The 16,943-nt window shown below is 53.4% G+C and carries 14 protein-coding genes; 7 read left to right on the top strand and 7 right to left on the bottom strand.

Annotated features, from left to right (window positions below; translation table 11 throughout):
• The first annotated feature begins 249 nt into the window (after positions 1-249).
• Complete coding sequence (locus ACZ9EJ_RS21280; RefSeq protein ID WP_046642659.1) at positions 250-1,095, top strand: hypothetical protein; 846 nt, start codon at positions 250-252, stop codon at positions 1,093-1,095.
• Positions 1,096-1,830: 735 nt separating this feature from the next.
• Positions 1,831-2,592: a competence protein CoiA gene (locus tag ACZ9EJ_RS21275; protein WP_255743282.1), complete on the top strand. Its 762-nt coding sequence runs from the start codon at positions 1,831-1,833 to the stop codon at positions 2,590-2,592.
• A 127-nt stretch (positions 2,593-2,719) separates the two neighbouring features.
• On the opposite strand, the gene ACZ9EJ_RS21270 is transcribed toward ACZ9EJ_RS21275, so the two are convergent.
• The 3 genes from ACZ9EJ_RS21270 to ACZ9EJ_RS21260 form a co-directional block, all read right to left on the bottom strand.
• Positions 2,720-3,391: a hypothetical protein gene (locus ACZ9EJ_RS21270; protein ID WP_052764735.1), complete on the bottom strand. Its 672-nt coding sequence runs from the start codon at positions 3,389-3,391 to the stop codon at positions 2,720-2,722.
• Positions 3,392-3,957: 566 nt separating this feature from the next.
• Positions 3,958-5,862: a hypothetical protein gene (locus ACZ9EJ_RS21265; RefSeq protein ID WP_255743281.1), complete on the bottom strand. Its 1,905-nt coding sequence runs from the start codon at positions 5,860-5,862 to the stop codon at positions 3,958-3,960.
• Positions 5,863-5,947: 85 nt separating this feature from the next.
• A complete protein-coding gene (locus ACZ9EJ_RS21260) occupies positions 5,948-6,250 on the bottom strand; it encodes a hypothetical protein (RefSeq protein WP_255743280.1) in 303 nt (100 codons plus the stop codon).
• A gap of 542 nt (positions 6,251-6,792) precedes the next feature.
• Here ACZ9EJ_RS21260 and ACZ9EJ_RS21255 point away from each other — a divergent pair.
• The 4 genes from ACZ9EJ_RS21255 (at position 6,793) to ACZ9EJ_RS21240 (ending at position 10,918) form a co-directional block, all read left to right on the top strand.
• On the top strand, positions 6,793-7,599 hold the full coding sequence (locus ACZ9EJ_RS21255) for a sulfite exporter TauE/SafE family protein (protein ID WP_046642704.1): 807 nt from the start codon (positions 6,793-6,795) through the stop codon (positions 7,597-7,599).
• Positions 7,600-7,795: 196 nt separating this feature from the next.
• Positions 7,796-8,647 (top strand): SIR2 family protein, encoded by an 852-nt coding sequence (locus ACZ9EJ_RS21250; protein ID WP_476099661.1) that lies wholly within the window; start codon positions 7,796-7,798, stop codon positions 8,645-8,647.
• Between the two features lie 4 nt (positions 8,648-8,651).
• Positions 8,652-9,143, top strand: coding sequence for a hypothetical protein (locus ACZ9EJ_RS21245; protein ID WP_476099659.1), 492 nt, complete (start codon positions 8,652-8,654; stop codon positions 9,141-9,143).
• Positions 9,140-10,918: an ATP-binding protein gene (locus tag ACZ9EJ_RS21240; protein WP_046642677.1), complete on the top strand. Its 1,779-nt coding sequence runs from the start codon at positions 9,140-9,142 to the stop codon at positions 10,916-10,918. The genes ACZ9EJ_RS21245 and ACZ9EJ_RS21240 overlap by 4 nt, the downstream gene beginning before the upstream one ends.
• 19 nt (positions 10,919-10,937) lie before the next feature.
• On the opposite strand, the gene ACZ9EJ_RS21235 is transcribed toward ACZ9EJ_RS21240, so the two are convergent.
• From ACZ9EJ_RS21235 to ACZ9EJ_RS21220, 4 genes are all read right to left on the bottom strand, one after another.
• The gene (locus tag ACZ9EJ_RS21235) at positions 10,938-11,843 is read right to left on the bottom strand and encodes a hypothetical protein (RefSeq protein ID WP_038583998.1); all 906 of its coding nucleotides are present in this window, start codon (positions 11,841-11,843) and stop codon (positions 10,938-10,940) included.
• Between the two features lie 288 nt (positions 11,844-12,131).
• Positions 12,132-13,973, bottom strand: coding sequence for a DUF3732 domain-containing protein (locus ACZ9EJ_RS21230; RefSeq protein WP_255743278.1), 1,842 nt, complete (start codon positions 13,971-13,973; stop codon positions 12,132-12,134).
• A complete protein-coding gene (locus tag ACZ9EJ_RS21225) occupies positions 13,970-14,416 on the bottom strand; it encodes a three component ABC system middle component (RefSeq protein ID WP_046642693.1) in 447 nt (148 codons plus the stop codon). Before ACZ9EJ_RS21225 ends, ACZ9EJ_RS21230 begins: the two co-directional genes overlap by 4 nt.
• The gene (locus ACZ9EJ_RS21220; protein WP_255743277.1) at positions 14,413-15,627 is read right to left on the bottom strand and encodes a hypothetical protein; all 1,215 of its coding nucleotides are present in this window, start codon (positions 15,625-15,627) and stop codon (positions 14,413-14,415) included. The genes ACZ9EJ_RS21225 and ACZ9EJ_RS21220 overlap by 4 nt, the downstream gene beginning before the upstream one ends.
• A 565-nt stretch (positions 15,628-16,192) precedes the next feature.
• Here ACZ9EJ_RS21220 and ACZ9EJ_RS21215 point away from each other — a divergent pair.
• Positions 16,193-16,885 (top strand): PDDEXK family nuclease, encoded by a 693-nt coding sequence (locus ACZ9EJ_RS21215; RefSeq protein WP_255743276.1) that lies wholly within the window; start codon positions 16,193-16,195, stop codon positions 16,883-16,885.
• Positions 16,886-16,943: the final 58 nt, after the last annotated feature.

Raw genomic sequence — 16,943 nt, 5'->3', positions numbered from 1 at the left:
ACGGCTTCGATTTGGTTGCAGCCAACTGCGTATGACCGGCCCGAGTTCCGCGAAGCCTGGCATAGGTTTGCGCCCACGGGCCAACCAGCTGTCATCGAGGCTCAAACTAGTTAAAGGTGAAAGCGGCCATGCGGTTTTTGCTTCTCTCCGACATTCACAAAAATCTTGTTGTGATCGCGTTGAAACCTCAGTTCATTAAAGATTTAGACGTTTGGCTTAAGTGTCCCTGCATTCCTATGGGCTAAAAGAATGCACACTATAAAAAAATTCACCTATCCGATGTTCATGGGTATCTGCTCGATTCTGGCGACTTTCGCCGACATTCTCCAGAACCAGAACATTTTCGCAGCCATCCTTGTCACCCTAGCCGCATTGGGAGTGCTGGCAGTCATCGTGCCGTCGGCATGGGTTACGACAAAGCTGGCAGAAACATTCGGCGTCGATCCATCCATTAAGTCCGCTCTGAAACCATTCGGATTTTCCTGCCTCATCCTGGGGATGATGATCTACGCTTTCTCCGCAATGTCCACCGAGGCATCGCCGCAAGGTGGCGCATTGATTTCTGCGTTCCCCGAGCTGAAACAGTTGCAGGTATCGCTGGGTAAGGTTGCGGAAGACGTTGGGGAGCTGAAGCAGCAAACAGTCGCTATAGAGAGGAATACTGAAAAGCTGGTTGCGTCTTCCGTTGATTGGATCAGCGTCAACGCTAGTCCAATGTCGTATGCCCGATTCACGAACGATGGCGTAGGCCATCATTTCCCGAGAGGCTTCATCGTCGAATTGAGCAACGAGAGTGGCCAGGCATATGAGGAAATTGCGGTTGTGGTCAGCGACGGTTCCAGCAAGATTCTATCGGAGAAGTTGCCGATATTGCTGCAAAATGGATTCAAGCGCTATAGCCATGAGCGTGGAAACGAGGTCTACGAAAAGATCGCGGTCTGCGTAACCGGAAAGAGAAAGGGTCGTGACGAGTGGGTCATCGAAACCCGAGTTTATCAGCTCGCTCAGCGTCGTTTGCAGGACCATCCGGATTACGACATAATCGAAGCCAGAGAGCATACGGCATCAGGAGAAAAGCCTAGCTGTTCGACCTGACAGAAGGCCAGCAAGCCAAACAGGCCAGCCCCGCGAAGATGAGCGGTGCTTGGCTGCCGGGTAGGTCACGAAACAGGAGCTGTGGCGGAAGAACTCGTTCTTCGGCCCTCTGGATATGTCGAAGTTCCAGATCGCCGCCATTGGCGGAAAACCTGTCCCAAGTTTCCTACGACTGTAACGGCCCCGGACGATTGCAAATGATGGTAATCACGGATTTCTGGTTTAGTTTCTCTTCCCGTGATCATGCCGAGGCTTTGCCTTCAACGCTGACAGAATCTGTTTGATGATGAAAAGGGTTTCGCCTGGGCTGGTGCCCCGGCGACATTCTTCGTTGGCTCGGCGCAGCGCGACTAGCAAATCGGCCTGCTTCATCTCTGGCAACCCTGGGAATGAGCGTTCAAACATCTATATCCACTTGGTGGACTGACCACAACCATGGCGACATCTCGGCCGCGTACACAATTTTTTGATATCGCCAACAGCTCCTCTCTTCGCCTTCCGGCAAAGAACAAGCGAGCGGCGGAAAGTGCCCCGGGGTGCGTTGACCGACTGCCAAGCCCTACTGGTGCTGTTCGGCAACACACTGAAGATGATTGAGCGGCGGTATCTGTGCATTTACTGACACCAGGGCCGAAATTTCGCGGGACAGCTCCTTTACTTCAGTGGAATCCTGCATCCAAGCTGACCGTCGGTTCGCGACCTGCGAATGAACGGCGATTGGGATGGAGTTGTCCAGTGAAACTGAAATATGCTTTGGTCGATGGGAAGCGTGCAGAAGCTCACCCGAAGCTTCGCGGCGCTTGCCCAAACTGCGAGAGGGAGGTCGTTGCAAAGTGCGGCCAGCAACGGATATGGCACTGGGCTCACCTTGGAAAGCTGGAGTGCGATCATTGGTGGGAGCCGGAGACCGAATGGCATCGTTCCTGGAAGTCCCTGTTTCCACAGGAGTGGCAAGAGATCGTTCATATCGCCGCCGACGGTGAGCGACATATCGCTGACGTCAAAACCGGCGCAGAACTCGTTGTAGAGTTCCAGCATTCGCCGATCACTCCCGAGGAACGGCGTTCTCGCGAAAATTTCTACAAACCTATGATCTGGGTGGTAGATGGCGTGCGGTTCAAGCGCGATTCGGATGCATTTCGTCGGGCACTAAAAGACTCCCTAGTTGTGAATAACAATCCCCTGCTCCTGAAACCGGCCGCTGGGAATAACGCCCTTTTTCGTCGATGGGCACCTATTCAATCTCACGTATTTGTTGACTTTGGTGACGAGGGCTTCGAGATCAGGGGCTTTCCTATTCCTCAACCAGTCCTGTGGCGATTCTACCTTCAGGAAGGCACGGACAACGTGTTAATTGCGGCGGTTACGCGCGAGAGCTTCTTGAACCATTGTTTAAATGGCGGAGAGTTGCAGCATCTGACTCTGGTTATTTACGAACAACCGAGAGGACGTACTCGGCCACTCCACCAGCTGTATGGCAGGAGGCGGCGGTTCTGAGAGTTTTAGCATTCGCCAAGGTCGCGATAGCTCTGGGAGGGAACGAGCGGCTGGCCGAACGCCATAACCGCCATACGAGAGAGAATAGTCACAGGCTGGCCATCTCTATAATCAGGGCGAATTCTGGCTAGGTTCGCCGCCTCTTCATCATCTTCAGGAAACTGGGTGTAAGCGCCGTCACCAAACCAAGCACTGCGCTTGTAAACCCGACAAGGCCGTTGACGAGTCCCAGTGCCTCGGCTGCGGTTTTTCTGGGCTCGGGCGGGGGCATGAAACCGACCTTTATCAATAACAGACATGTCGCGAAATAAAGCGGGATCGCAAAACCAAAGACGGTCACCAAAAACAGTGCGATGCGCTGGAGTGCAAATGTAGTGACAAACGTTGGCTTCCATCGCAGCAAGGTCGCGATAACGACGATGGCGCTGATGCTCAACACGATATCGATCAGCGCTTGACCATAAACATTCAACAGAGCGTCGTGGGACCAAAAGTTGACCCCGGAGACCGAACCCAAAAGGATGAAAACCACCAACGCAGTGATCGACTCCGACTTAGCGGAAATGCCAGGGTCGATGATTATAGCAGCGCAGACAAAAGCAGCAGCGAGCGCCAGGGGGAGAAGCAGAAGGCTTCCCCAGTTGCCGGTGTTTACATTTTGGGTCGTTATCGAGACGGTAGGGGTTGCCTTATCCAGAAGAGACCAAACCAAGCTGCTTCCTATTCCCGCCACATTGAGCATGAGCCACAGTGTCAGCAACCCTGCGAAAATGGCAAGAATGACGCGACCGATACTCATGTAGCCTACTCCCGGTTGATCTAAGGTAGCTTCGTTTAAGGTGCCCTTACCGGCTCATCTTCCAGATTCGAACATGCAGTATCTCGGCACCCAACAGCTTGCTTGCGCGCTCAGTTCTCGAAAAAATCGAAAAGGTCTTGGGATGTTACTTCTTGCCATTGGGCGAAGCAGTCATTGCGGGTTTCAACCGAACTGCGGCTTGCTGCCATCTTATTGGCGTTTCTCCAGAAGACGCAACATCCTCGGTCAGCAGGGCGGCGCGGATTGACGTTGGCAACGGCGTGCGCAATACGACAGCAGCTTTCCAAGCCATATTTGCGGTTAACGACCGGCGTTCGTCAACAGACACGGCTTAACGCTTCCGGGTCGTTGATGTCATCGACTAGCGCCGTCAGCGCCTCCAGCCTTTCCATGGCTCCTTGCTGATCTCGCATTGAAAGGCAAGCCTGCTGCTGTTTTCTTAGGATGCTCCCATCCCGGGCCATTCGTCGCCCACACCTTTCGAAACCCCTAGAAAATCCCGGATGTACGTTTGAAGACAGAGCCTAGGACCACCTATAACAGCTTCAAAAAAGGCGTTTGAAAAATTTCACAACAGGGCTGTTCTGAATGAGCTGTGGAACCGTCGGCGGCGGCACCCCTAGAGGTCCGAGTACAGACGAAACACCTGGAGGTAACAATAGGCCTGATGCGAGATTCGATATGTTCAAGCCACCAAGTCCAAAGTCGATTACCGGCTCGCCGCAGGATTTGCTACCTATCTCTTTAGCGATCTTATCTTTTATAACCTTCTCAGTCTCAGAACGCACCTCTCCAGGTGGAGCGACGTCAGAGTAGGTAATGTTCAGTTTGAATCCTACTCTCAAACCTTCCGACGCCGCCGCAGCCAGCACTGGTGTAGTCACTACCGATGCAGCTCGCCATCTTGGTTCAAGCACAAGCTGCTTGTCATCATTCCCAAGCAGCAAAGATGCCCCGTCTGCGCCTCTCCCAGAAACCCAGTGTGGCACGTCCGAGACTAGCACTTGTTTCGGAACAACTTGCCCACCAACACTACCGTAAATTGTAACATTTAGGCCTGTGAGGCTCACCGGAGTTGGTGACGATCCTGCAATAACGAGGCCAAAGCTGAAGCGTTCACAGTCAAAATCTGGCTCTATCAACAACACACTGTGTCCGTCGACGTTCACGATCCTAGGGGCGAGCCAGCCCTCTATTTGTGTGCCACCCCCGCCAAGGGCTACGATTCGCTCTCCTACCCCACCTCCAGCTATAAGGTTCGCGTGCACGTGGGCTGTCACAGTCACATCCCCCGTAACCTTCGCGGCAACTTTCAGCCCTTTTTCTCCCGCCCACTGCCCTAAGACATCACTCACTACCGCCCTTCCGCGAACTGGGTTGTCACCGGTTAACTCAGCATAAGCCGAGGCGAAGGAGCTGCCGCCACCTGCTTCCTTGAGTTTTCCCTTGAACCTCAACGTCGACAGTGTGGCCGTCCGGTTCGGGTCAGGTAGTTTTCCGACGTCCGAAATCAGTCGTTCGAAAACGCGGCCCGAAAGCCATACCGACAGGTCCTGATCTGTCGGAGCTTGAATACCCGCCAAGCGCTCCCGAAGTCTTGCGGTCTCAGCGGACATCGCACTTTGGTCAGGCAGCCTCCCAACTGGTTCAATCGTCAATGGAGCATCTTTGTCTTCGAGATGAGCCAAGAGCCATAAACCGTCCTTCAAGAACACCGGGTTCAGGAATGTCAGCTTCTGCTTGATGAAGGTTTTTGGCAGAGCTATCTTAAGTTCGACATTATGAGCGGCATCTGGCGGGTCCCTGACCTCGATCTTATGTTCCTTCTCAAGACCGAGTTCAAACTCAAGATCAACGGGTAGCGGAATCCGTACAGGAACCTTCTCCGCTAGATAAATCATTGCCCCCGACGAAAGCATCTCAGCGGCAAAACCTCGCATTTGGATGTTAAGGCCGTACCAGCTGATATCGGGCTTCAGGCTGAGGAGGTGTATTGCAAAGACTGCTTCATGATTTCCGTTTTGTTCTTCAACCCCCTTGAAGGAAAGTGTCGACCGCCCGGTGAACCGTGCGGCCAGACCCCGCCTCTTAGATTCTGCTGTGAGCGTTATTTCGCCCTCGGCAAATCCTGGCTCAAAAGCCAGCGTCAGCGTCTGAAAAGTAAGGACGATATCGTCTGATGCTTCAGAGGCCCCGTATGATACCTTCGCGCCCTGAAGCGAGTTCAAAACCTTGCTTATTCCGTACTCGGAGACAAAGACTCCTGCAGACCACCCTTCCGGAATTGGTTTCGCGCGAGAGATAGCTTCCGAACTTGCCAGAGACGCCCATTCAAGGTCTGCACGCTCCCTCCTGAACTCGCTCTGCTGCCAAGTAAGATAGTAAACCCCAACAGCCACAAGCGTAGCGGCGCAGAAAAGGCCAACGACAAGAACGCTTCCCCACCTCATTTCAGACCCTCCTGAACGACAATCATCGTCATGTCCTAAAAGACGACGCTCGGAAGCGGCATCTCTGTTCACGCTTCGAAATGGGCTAGGGCGCTGTCATTTTGAAAATTGTCACTGGGTCTACATGGCCCTCATCGAGCCTTACCGTACAGGAGCCCTTGCCATCGATTACTTTTACGTGGATAGCTCCCAAGCCAAATGCGGTAAAACGCGTTGTGCCCTGGAAGGAAAGCTTCTCACCCCTCGGCTCACCAAAAGCTTTGACACCCATTCCGACCTGACACTTCCTGTCACTTGGGCAATGCACGGTCCAGTCGCCTTTACCGCCAACATAATCCGTGAACCATGTCCAACTTTCTGTGACTGTCTTTGAAATTTCGTCGCTCATACTGGCCTCTGGGCTGCAAACACCCGCAACGGTTCCGGCCGCTGGAAGAGCGGCAGCGACCCAAGCTCTTAGCCTCTAGCGGAGTCAACGTCTCCATAGTTGACGCGGCGATAGAAGAGCCCCCGAGCCAATCAATGTTGCCACCGAAACCCTCACCCACTGTGGGAGGCAAGATCAACCAGAGTATTCAAAACCATTAGATTTAGATCATGCTCTGGCACATACAGTTCAGCTTTGAAATTATTACACGCTTTCCGCCAAAGGACAATTACACCTTATGTATATAGTGGCCGCTGTTCACCGTCTCCTTGGCGTCTTCCCAACCAACGATACCAGCGCCTTCTCCAACCGCACCAGCGACCGATCCTGATCGTCGAGAAACAACACTTCCACCGTAACCGGTGTTCTGCCCCCACGTGGATAATTCCTCACCACTTGAGTGTACGTAAAGGTGCTCTGCCCAGCACTCTATGCTGCCCTTGTAGACGCTCGGCTTCCGGCTCATAGATCATGCCACGCGATATCGTGGAGAACATAACGCCATGGCTGATCCGGCCTTGAAGAACGTGTCCAGCAATCGGCCCCAAGCATTTTTTGGCGGAGCTGCCATCGGCACTCTCGGGGGGCTGATCGGTCTTGGCGGCGCTGAATTCCGGCTGCCTCTGCTGATCGGCCCGTTCGGCTTCGCCGCGTTGGAAGCCGTGGTCCTCAACAAGGCCATGAGCCTTGTCGTCGTCGCTTTCGCTCTGCCATTTCGAGCGGCGACCGTGCCCTTTGATCAGATCGTGGCGCACTGGCCGATCATCGTCAACCTTCTGGCCGGGAGCCTGGCTGGTGCCTGGCTCGGCGCGGGCTGGGCAACCCGACTGAAGTCCGAGACGCTCTACAAGGTGATTGCGGTTCTGCTGCTCATGATTGCGGTCGTGCTGGTGTTCGGTCACGACATCGCAGCAGGTTCGGCCCTTGTCACCGGGACTGCGCAGATCGTAGCAGGCGTGGTCGCGGGTTTGGTCATTGGCGTTATCGCATCCTTGCTCGGTGTCGCTGGTGGCGAACTCCTGATACCGACCCTCATTCTTCTGTTCGGAGCGGATATCAAGCTTGCTGGAAGTCTCTCTCTGTCGGTGAGCCTGCCGACCATGATAGTTGGCTTTACCCGCTACAGCCGCGACAAGAGTTTTGCGGTTATCAGGGGCAACCGGATGTTTTTGCTCGTCATGGCCGCCGGGTCAATCCTTGGCGCATTCATCGGCGGACAGCTCCTGGGGATTGTCCCGAGTGCCGTGCTGCTGCCAGGTCTCGCCTTGATCCTCGTGATCTCCGCGATCAAGGTGTGGCGGCACGCGTGACTACGAGCGTCCTGCCTGCGACCGTATGATCTTAAATGGAAGCTGGCGTCATTGGCCGCGTGGTAGACGCGATGTAGAGGGATGACGAGGGAATGTTCCACCGAACGTCCAAAAGTTGAACCTCCCAATGTTTTTTAATGTCCTTTTGTGCGACTAGATACGCAACCCTATGTTGTCCCATGATTCGGGAGAGAGTGTGAGCGACTATTGGAAAGGAAAAACTGGTGCCGCCGGTAACCTTCGTCTTCTGACGCGAGAGGGGAAATGGCTTGCGTGGGAAGATCAGGAGTCCGACCCGAGCGATCCCAGCAGCAAGCGAATCCCAGGGGCCAAGAGCCGCGTCAATGAGATGCTTACCCAGGCCGTCCACGCCACTAATGTTTTGACCCTCCTTGGTTCAGGCGCTTCGTTCAGCGCAAAAAACGCTGGTCCAACCGAAGCGCCTGGAATGGGAGACTTGTGGCATGCCGCCAGAGAAAAGGTTTGCGAAAACGAACTAATTGACCATTCGAATTTCGACAACGTCGTATTGGATGCCGTCGGAAGTTTGCCGCCAGAGGAAAACGGCAAACAGCGAGCCGGTGACATCGAAAATCTCCTCAGCCTTTGTAAGATGAAGCTTGAACTGATGGAGGTACGTGCAAAAGACAAGGAAAAGAGCGATCCTGATGGCCCGATAAGGAAATTAAAAACTTTTATCGAGCAAGCAGAAGGCGCGATACTTGCGAAGGTCGATTTTGTCGATCAAGCGACTGATCTCCCCGCTCACAGGGGGCTGATCCAGAAATTCGCAAAACGTGCCGTAGACAAGCCACGCGTTAAAGTATTCACGACAAACTACGATCTCTGCGTTGAAGAGGCCGCATCTCGCCTGGGCGTCGTGCTCATAGATGGTTTTTCCCATAGCGCCGAACAGCGTTTCAACCGTGACTATTTCCAGCACGATCTGGTCAGAAGACAGACTTCGGGAACCAAGGCGGACTACATCGACGGTGTTTTCCACCTGTACAAGCTTCACGGTTCCATAGATTTGGCGGCGTCGTTCTGATGGCGTGGTCATTCGATCCAGGGCGGGCGATCCCGCGCTGAAGCCGGTCCTGATCTATCCAAGGTCGACGAAATATCAGGAAGCATTCGAAATCCCTTATCTCGACATGTTCGCGGCTTTTCAAGCGGCCCTGCGCGAGCCGGATACCGCTCTCTTGATCGCTGGCTTCGGGTTCGCCGACGATCATATTAGTGCGCCGATATGGTCAGCGTTGGAATCAAACCTCAGCCTCCGCCTCATTTTAGTCGATCCGTCCTTCATCCCGCCGGTGAAGCTGGATGCGTATCCCGCGCCCGATCACCTCCTCGACGTCGGCCTGCCGATCAAGAAATATCAGAACCGAATGGCTCGCTTGGTCGCAGAAGGTGATCCACGTGTGACCTTACTCAACGGTAGGTTCGAAGACCTTGTTGATGCCATTCCCGCCATCACCGGGGAATCAGACCGGCAGCGGCTACAAATGCGATTGGATCAGATCAGGGACGTTACTGAATGACCGATCCTATCATCGCGCTCATCGATCCTGACAAGCGTGTCGGTACCGTCACCAGGGTGAGCGCATCGTCGATTGAGCTGACCGCACCCAAAGCGCTGGCTGCAAGCGGTCAGCGCGGCCTGGCTAAGGGAGCAACCGGCGACTTCGTGTTCATTGATTGCGATCACGAGACAATTCTTGGCCGTATAACGGACGTGTTAGTTCCAGAGCGGCAGCGACCCGCATTGGAACGCCAAATGGAAATTGACGCAAATGCCGAGCCTCAAGGCCGTGCACAGCTTCTTGCGACCGTCAACAAGTCTACCCATAAGGTGACGCGTGGGATCAATGTTAAGCCACGCGTCGGCGATGGGGTCTATCTCGCTGATGGTGGGGCGCTTGCGACTGCCATTCGAGAAGCTCTGCAAGGCGAAATCGAGCCGGGAAAGACCGAACGCCTACTCGTGAACCTTGGCAGGCTCTCCGGCATCGCCGACGCGTCGATTGCGATGCCGCCGGAAAAGCTGTTTGGGCGGCACTGTGGAATTTTCGGAGCGACAGGAGGCGGCAAGAGCTGGACGCTTTCGAAGCTCTTAAACGAAATCGTTCGGCTGCGCGGAAAATGCATCCTATTTGATCCCACAGGAGAGTTTGCTGGAAAGGTATCCGGAGCGAAGGAGTTCTCGTTCTCAAAGGCAAATGACGACCAGCCCCTTGCCAGGTTCCCTTACCGACAATTGTCCGAAATCGATCTCTATGCCCTCCTTACTCCATCAGTGCAGATGCAAGGACCGAACCTCCGCAGCGCGATCAAAAGTCTTAGGTTGGCGACAGCGCTGCGCAAGGAGCCTTTACGATATGCGGTCAAAGCCATGGAAGACGGTAGTGAGCGCTTTGCAGTTGGGAAACGAGGTTTTGTCGAGGTCCGTCAAAGCGGTGTCGTTCGAAAAGCTGGAAACAGCCGCCACGCTCTTTCGCTAGCCCTGATTGAGTTGTCGACGGAACTGGATTCGCATTTTTGCGACTTCGACGTCCACTTGCTATCCGACCAGATCAAAGAAGAATGTGTGAAGCAGCACACGAACGACACGATGGGTTCCTATGGCACTCACGACGACTTCGCACTGGGAACCTGCAATTCCCTAAACGTGCGCATCGAAAATTATCTGTCATCGCCAGAGATGAGGTGCCTTTTCTCTGACGATGGCGTCGATATTTGTAAAGAAATAGAAGAGTTTATTGCCGACCCGATACAGCACGCGCTCGTGTTATCATTCGAGCATGTCAGTTTCAAATACAACACGCGTGAGCTGCTGCTAAATACGCTCGGGCGTTATCTACTCGGCCTCGCTCGACAGAATGTCTTCCAAACGTGTCCGCTGGTTTGTTTTCTGGACGAAGCCCACCAGTTTATCGGCCGATCTATCGGAGACGACACCAACCATGTCATGTTGGACGCTTTCGGCCTTATTGCTAAGGAAGGCCGAAAGTACGGGCTTACAACAACGATTGCCACCCAGCGCCCTAGAGATGTCCCCTCGGATGTGTTGAGCCAACTCGGTACGTTATTCGTCCATCGCCTGACAAATGACCGGGACCGCGAGACAATCGAACGCGCTTGCGGCGACCTAGATCGTGACGCGGCGGCCTTCATTCCCTCTCTCGCCCAAGGCGAGGCGATCATCGTTGGTCCGGAGCTACCGGCTCCGCTTCCGGTGCTCATCGACCGGCCAGAAAAAGGCCAACAACCGGGTTCACATGGGCCGAGGTATCAGGCGTTCTGGGGCAAATCGTAGCGCCAAAGTACCCACGCATTTACGTGCCGTTGCCATAACCGGACTCAGTATCCGGCTCTGGCGTCTCGGGCACCCACTCAAGGCCTAACGTCTTCATAAGGTCATCCTGCGAGATGAAAGACCCGGCGTGCTTCAAAAACTCCGTAATCTCCCAGCCACTCATGCCGTTCAGAATATAGTCGTTGAGACCGGGTGAGATCGCGAATGAAAGCCGCGCAACGGCATCTGGCAACCACCCGCTAAGAGCATCCTTAACGGCGGCTTCGGCTGCTGGATTATTGAAGAGTGTTGGGTCGTAATTGAGCTTACCCATCAGAATTGTCTCGAAAAGATTGCGCCTGCCTCTAAGAGAGGAGACTCGCATGCAATGATCAATGATGGGCCGCCGTTCCTGAGGGGACAATTTTCCGATGCGTTCAACTATGGCTTCCGAATATCTCTCGGCAAGATCAAAATTTCTAACAAGCAGTGACAAAACAGCTGTTGGAAGCGGCTTCTTGATCAAGCGCTGGCAAACCTCTTCTGAACCAGCATCCATGAAGAAGAATCGGTGCCCGAACCAGCCCATATTGTGTTCGATTAACTCCGTTTTGCGCGGTTCGTCGCCTGTGTAATATGCGTACTGGAACAATCGCCTTTTCAAATCGAACTCAACCGAAATGAGCGTGGCGTACTCGATCATGCGATAGAAAAAGTCGCTCCCCGGTGACGTTTCCTGCTCTATGTGTATAATGTCCCCGTCCTGCGTGAAGCCGACAAGATCAGATGAAAATTTCTTGTGACGCGGAAAGAAGGTCTGCTTCTTCCAGTCTATTGCTGTGATGTTTCTCTCGGTCAGTGCGCTAACCGTAGCAGCTTCTTCAAGAAGCGGATGTGTTGCCTCTTCGAAATTTCGTTGCACGAGGGTTGTATTTTTTATTGGCATGCTAGGGCTCCCTTTTTGGGTCCTTTAACAGACGAAGGTTTCCTCATTCTTTCTTCGCCGTGTTCGGCAGAGAGATGCCGTAGCTTTGCGTTTCTTGTCGCCCTTCAGCACGGCTCACTCTAATCAGTTTCTGATCGGCACTCTAGGATCAGCGTAGCTGAGAAGGCGTGTGGAGGAAGCGTATAAGATACTGCGCTGCAGGATGTCGCCACGCACTGATACAGATTGGTGTGCACGGGGTCTAACGACACGGAGCCTTCTTCGTGTGATACTGGACGGTCCCGTCCCCTATCCTCCAGAAGCAACTGGGATGAGAGCGTTTCCATCTCGGAAAATCTCGACCAAGTGAACATTCTTCAGCCCCTCCCAATATCGCGGGTTTATATGCTCGAAGACGATCATCTGGAACTCTTTGCCCATTCCATTTGCCGTAGTGATGAACTGGTCCAAAAGCTCCAGGGCCAACTTCACCTTTCCGACATCGCTCTGGTCGACATCTTTCTCGTCATCCTCACCCCAGTACGGTCTGGAGAACTGATCGATAATCAGGAACGGGGCAACGTGAATGCGGTCGTTCCGCATTATCAATTCATGCAGGCCCAGGAACAGGAACAGGTGAAGGAACATGTGATTGGAACTGCTACCGACGTTCTCGGTAGAAGTTGTTTTGGGCTTGCGCAGATGAAGCTTCTTTTCCGAATAGTTGAACGCGGAACGATAATCGCCATAATTTCCGAGCGCTGCCTTCGTCAAAGAGATGTAATCCTGGATCGCCTCATCAAGGGCCCTGGTAAAAAGCTCTTTCCGGTCTTCGACAGGTGATACAGCAAGGTCTTCGATCTGAGCTTCTAGGCTTGCGATCAACTCGCTGTTGTCTGGAGCTTTGTCTGACTCTGGTTCGCTATACAGCTCAAGCTTGGCCTTCGTTTCTCCGATGAAGATGTACTTATCTTTGTCGCTCTCGAAGCTTTCCATCTCGGCAGGCAGGGCTTGAAGGTCCTTTTCCAGCTTCCCGCGCTGAGATTCCAACTCTTTGATAATTTCGGCGATATTGCCGTCAAGCGGCGTCTTTCGAGCAGTGGCATCCTTGATCTCCTGTAGACCCTTGGAAAGGTTTCTAAGGATGTCGTCGAAAACCGATGTTCGAACCGTCTCCTCAAAGTTCCTCATCAGATGCTCAACAGGCTGAAGGCTGTCCGCTGTTTCCTTGAGGGTCGCCTTGTGGTTCCCATATTCCGAAACGAACCTGCGGAGCCCCCTGATCTTCCGAGAAACTCGGTATATCTCCGAGGAAATCTCTTCATATTTCGCCGATACATGCAGGTCAGGGCCACTCTCCCTCTCGGTCACCATTCGCGTCAACACGGTGACTGAAGCATCAGCGTCTGTATCCTCGGCAACGAGCCCGTACCCTTTAGCCCGAGCGACGGTTTCGGCCAGTTGAGCATTAAACTGCTCGCGCATTTCCTCCGTTTTAGCCGAAAGTTTTTGCTGCCGGGCAAGGCTACGCTCCAACTCTGCGCGCTTTTCTCGCTTCAGGATGTTCTCGACTGTGTCGATCCCCACAGCAATATCGAATATGCGTGGGAGCGCCTCTTGGTAGCGAGCCTGGTTCTGCTTGTCGAAAAACTGGTCGCTATGCGTGATGATGTCTTGTGAAATTGTGTTGAAGAGCAAGAAATATCGGAGCGACACCCGAGAATTGGCCTGCAGAGTCCTCCCGCCAAAGGGAATTCTGACGTCCTGATCGATACCGAAATCAGCGCTCAACAGCTTCTTCAAGACGCTCTCGCTGATATTCGGGCTTGGCGCGGTGTCTGGCACTTCTCCCGTTGAAGAGAAGTAGTAATCGGGTGATGGGGTCGTCCCCACTGGCGCGCGTCTCGCCAGCATATAGATTTTTTCATTCAAATGAATGCGCAGCCCGTACCAGCCAACATTTTCGTTGATTATGCTCTCTGAAATCCGATGCTTGCTCGCGAACATGCAGTAATCGACGATGTCCAAAATCGCCGTCTTCCCGGTGTGGCTGTCGCCGGTAATCACATTCACTTTGTTCGGCAGAAACGAAACCGACCGTCTTTTTCCGGTCTTCAGCCAAAGTTGGAGGCTTTCTATATAAAATTTCATAGCTCGATCCTCGCATTGAGGTAGAAAACTTCAGCATTACCCGAGACCAGGGCAGCTATGTTGGCTGACGCACGCTGCACGCGCTCGGCGCGTTTGCCCATGGACGCATCGAAGGGTAAGGCAGACGCGATCACCGCCCCGTGATCTTTCAGTTGAACTACGCCAATTTCGTACAAAAATTGGAGAGCATTCACTGTCGGAGTCAGCGACGCCATGTATCGTTCATTGAAATTGTAGAAATATTCGATGTTATCGATTAGATACTGTTCAAAGCTTACAAAGCGAAACCTGCCGTGGCCAAGTTTATTTACCATTTCGCGATGCGCAACAACTGGCAGGATCAACGCGATTTTGGGAAGCGATAGAAATTCTGCCTCTTTCAACACCGAAGAGATAGCAAACGCGTTGATCCCGAGGTTATTGTAGTATGAGCTGAACTTCACTTGTAGCGATCTTTCCAGTTACTCAGCCAGCCGATCACCGGGCGATCAGAGAGATCGTAGAATCCGCCGTTGCTCATGGATAACGGAAGCTCCTGTGAAGCGAGCGTGAGCTTTCTCAGGCGTAAGTCTCCGAGGATCGCACGGGCGGATGCACCCTCGTCAACAGCGGCCACTTGACCCGAATAAATCTGGAGGAACTTGCCTTCCCACATAACGCCAGCCTCCTCCTCCAAATCGTCGATATCGGATTGAGTGATATCTCCGTCTTGGATTAGGCGTTCCAGGTTATCGCGAAAGTGCAGACGCCTAGTGGTGAACTTGGTATGAAACTCAATGTTATCCGACGCGATGTCTTCGATATCCACCAGTTGCCTGATGAACGTCTGCTCGGACAGATTGTCCGGCAGAACAGGCGGAAATTCCCTGAAAAGCAGAGCACCGCTCCTCGCCTTGTCGAAATGGCGTCGGTACTTCTGGTTGAACTCGTCAAAGCTGATTGTGATCTTGTTCCCCGCCTTGACGGTGGCGAAGGAATTTTGCCGCACCTCGGAGTCGACGGCGTTAAAGACATCGTCGATCCGTGACTGGTGTATCTGCTTTTCGGCGATGGACGCCTTGCATAGATTGATGATTTCGTCCTGACCCAGAGCGAACGACAACTGCTGAAAGAACATCTCTGACACAGCGGGATCGAGCGTGAGCACGTCGTCGATGTAGCCCTGGATGATCGCATCTTTGCTTGTAGCCTTGATCAACGTGATATCGGCGACGAGCGCAGCGTGAGTTTTGGTTCCCGACTTAAATGCATCGATTGACACCAGGAGGGCGTTCTTGTCGTTGTCGGACTTGTTCGAAGCTAACAGGAAGCCGGTCTTCTTAATAAACGCAACCTGAGAGGCCCCTGAAGTACGCCCCTCCGCCGGGTCAATGATTACCTTGCACCAGTTCGAAATCGACTTCCACAGATCACCGTCCATGGTCGTAAGGTTAATAGGATGACCCTGTACGTTTTTTTGAACTGTGTGCTTCAGCTGAACAAGTAAGTGGGTGCCGTCAGGACGCTCAACATGAACATCATCCAAAACTTCCAAGCCAACAACTTGGCCGCTCTTCAAATTCAGCAACTCGTTGAGAAAGTAATAATACTGGTAGTCGAAGCCAATTGATTTATCTTCTGCGCTAGTCGTCTCGACACGCGACCTTTCGTTCATGGCCTACCTACAGAATCCGCGAAAACCCCAAGTTGTTGAACCAACATCTAGCAGCTGCAAATCGCTCCTTCAATGTGTTCACAACGGGAACCGGAACTTACACACAAATCAACGCCACCAGTCTACTCGCCGTCCGACCTTCTCGTTGAGGAGGAATGGACGCCCTCGCCTGCTAAAGTGTTGACTAATACAGACTACGTTAACCACATTTCTAACAAGCGGATTCCCCCCGCTAGACACGCGGTACCGCCGCTGACTATCTTCCGTCCCAGTTTCAAACACGGAGCCCCACGATGATACGCATCGTCATTCTAGGAAAGACCTTCCTCAGCTCCATCTGAAGTCAGGACATCGTGTCCTCACCTCCGATGGGCTGCCCCAGCGCGCCCTAGGAGGTATCTATGCGCCCATCGAAAAATGTGCTGCACCACGTGTTGGTGCGACGTACCATTCTGAACGAATTGCGCTCCGGTGCCGGAGACGACATTCGCTCCCGATTTGAAGTGTTCCAGGACACGGGATCGGGCGCGGATAAGGACGCAATCGTCGGGATGCGTACGTCGCGATGGTAAGCAATCCCAATTCCCCCATTCTCATTGACGGCGAACCGATGCTGTGGGTTGAACCGCTGCGTCACGAGGGTGTCCGCAACGTAACCCCCAAGCATCTCTTGAACACGAACGGTTCGTCCGTGTTCAAGAATCGCGAGGTGCAGCATGAAAGCGGCACTGAAAAAAAAGCGGCCACGGTCCTCAAGGCCCGTCGCGGTGTCGTTGAAGTGCGTTCGCAGTTCATGACGGTTGAATATTACGACAATGATGGCGTGGTGCACAAACATACGCTCGACTACTGCGTCCGCTATGAGAGCGGACGTTGGGAGGCGGTGGCTGTCAAGCAGGAGACGAAAAGGGCGGAAGCTCAGGCCATTCTCGATGGTATGCTTCCTGAGTATCGCGCGCTCTTCGACAAATTGACCGTGATGACCGAACTCGACGTGCCTTGGTGCGTCGTGCGCAACGCGGCGAGCATCCTGTTCTACCGGGAACTCCATCACGATTACGAACATCACGTCCGAGTGCTGCTGGATGAGCTTCAGCAGCACAGGAGGGCCAGGGTGTGCTTCTATCAGATGTACACACCTGGTATCGACCGACCGTCCCGAACGACCGCCATATGGCGGCTCATCGATCTTGGGCACCTAAAGGCTGAACCAGGGCAACTCGTTAACGAGCTGACCTGGTTCACGGTCGAAACCTAACCACCCTTTAGCCAACAACCCAATTCCCCTGCCACTTCGAGCACCGTCTCGGAGCATG

This window comes from Neorhizobium sp. USDA 3394 (assembly GCF_056280385.1).
Note: the sequence above shows the minus strand (reverse complement) of the source record. Positions and strands in the feature narration are given on the sequence as shown.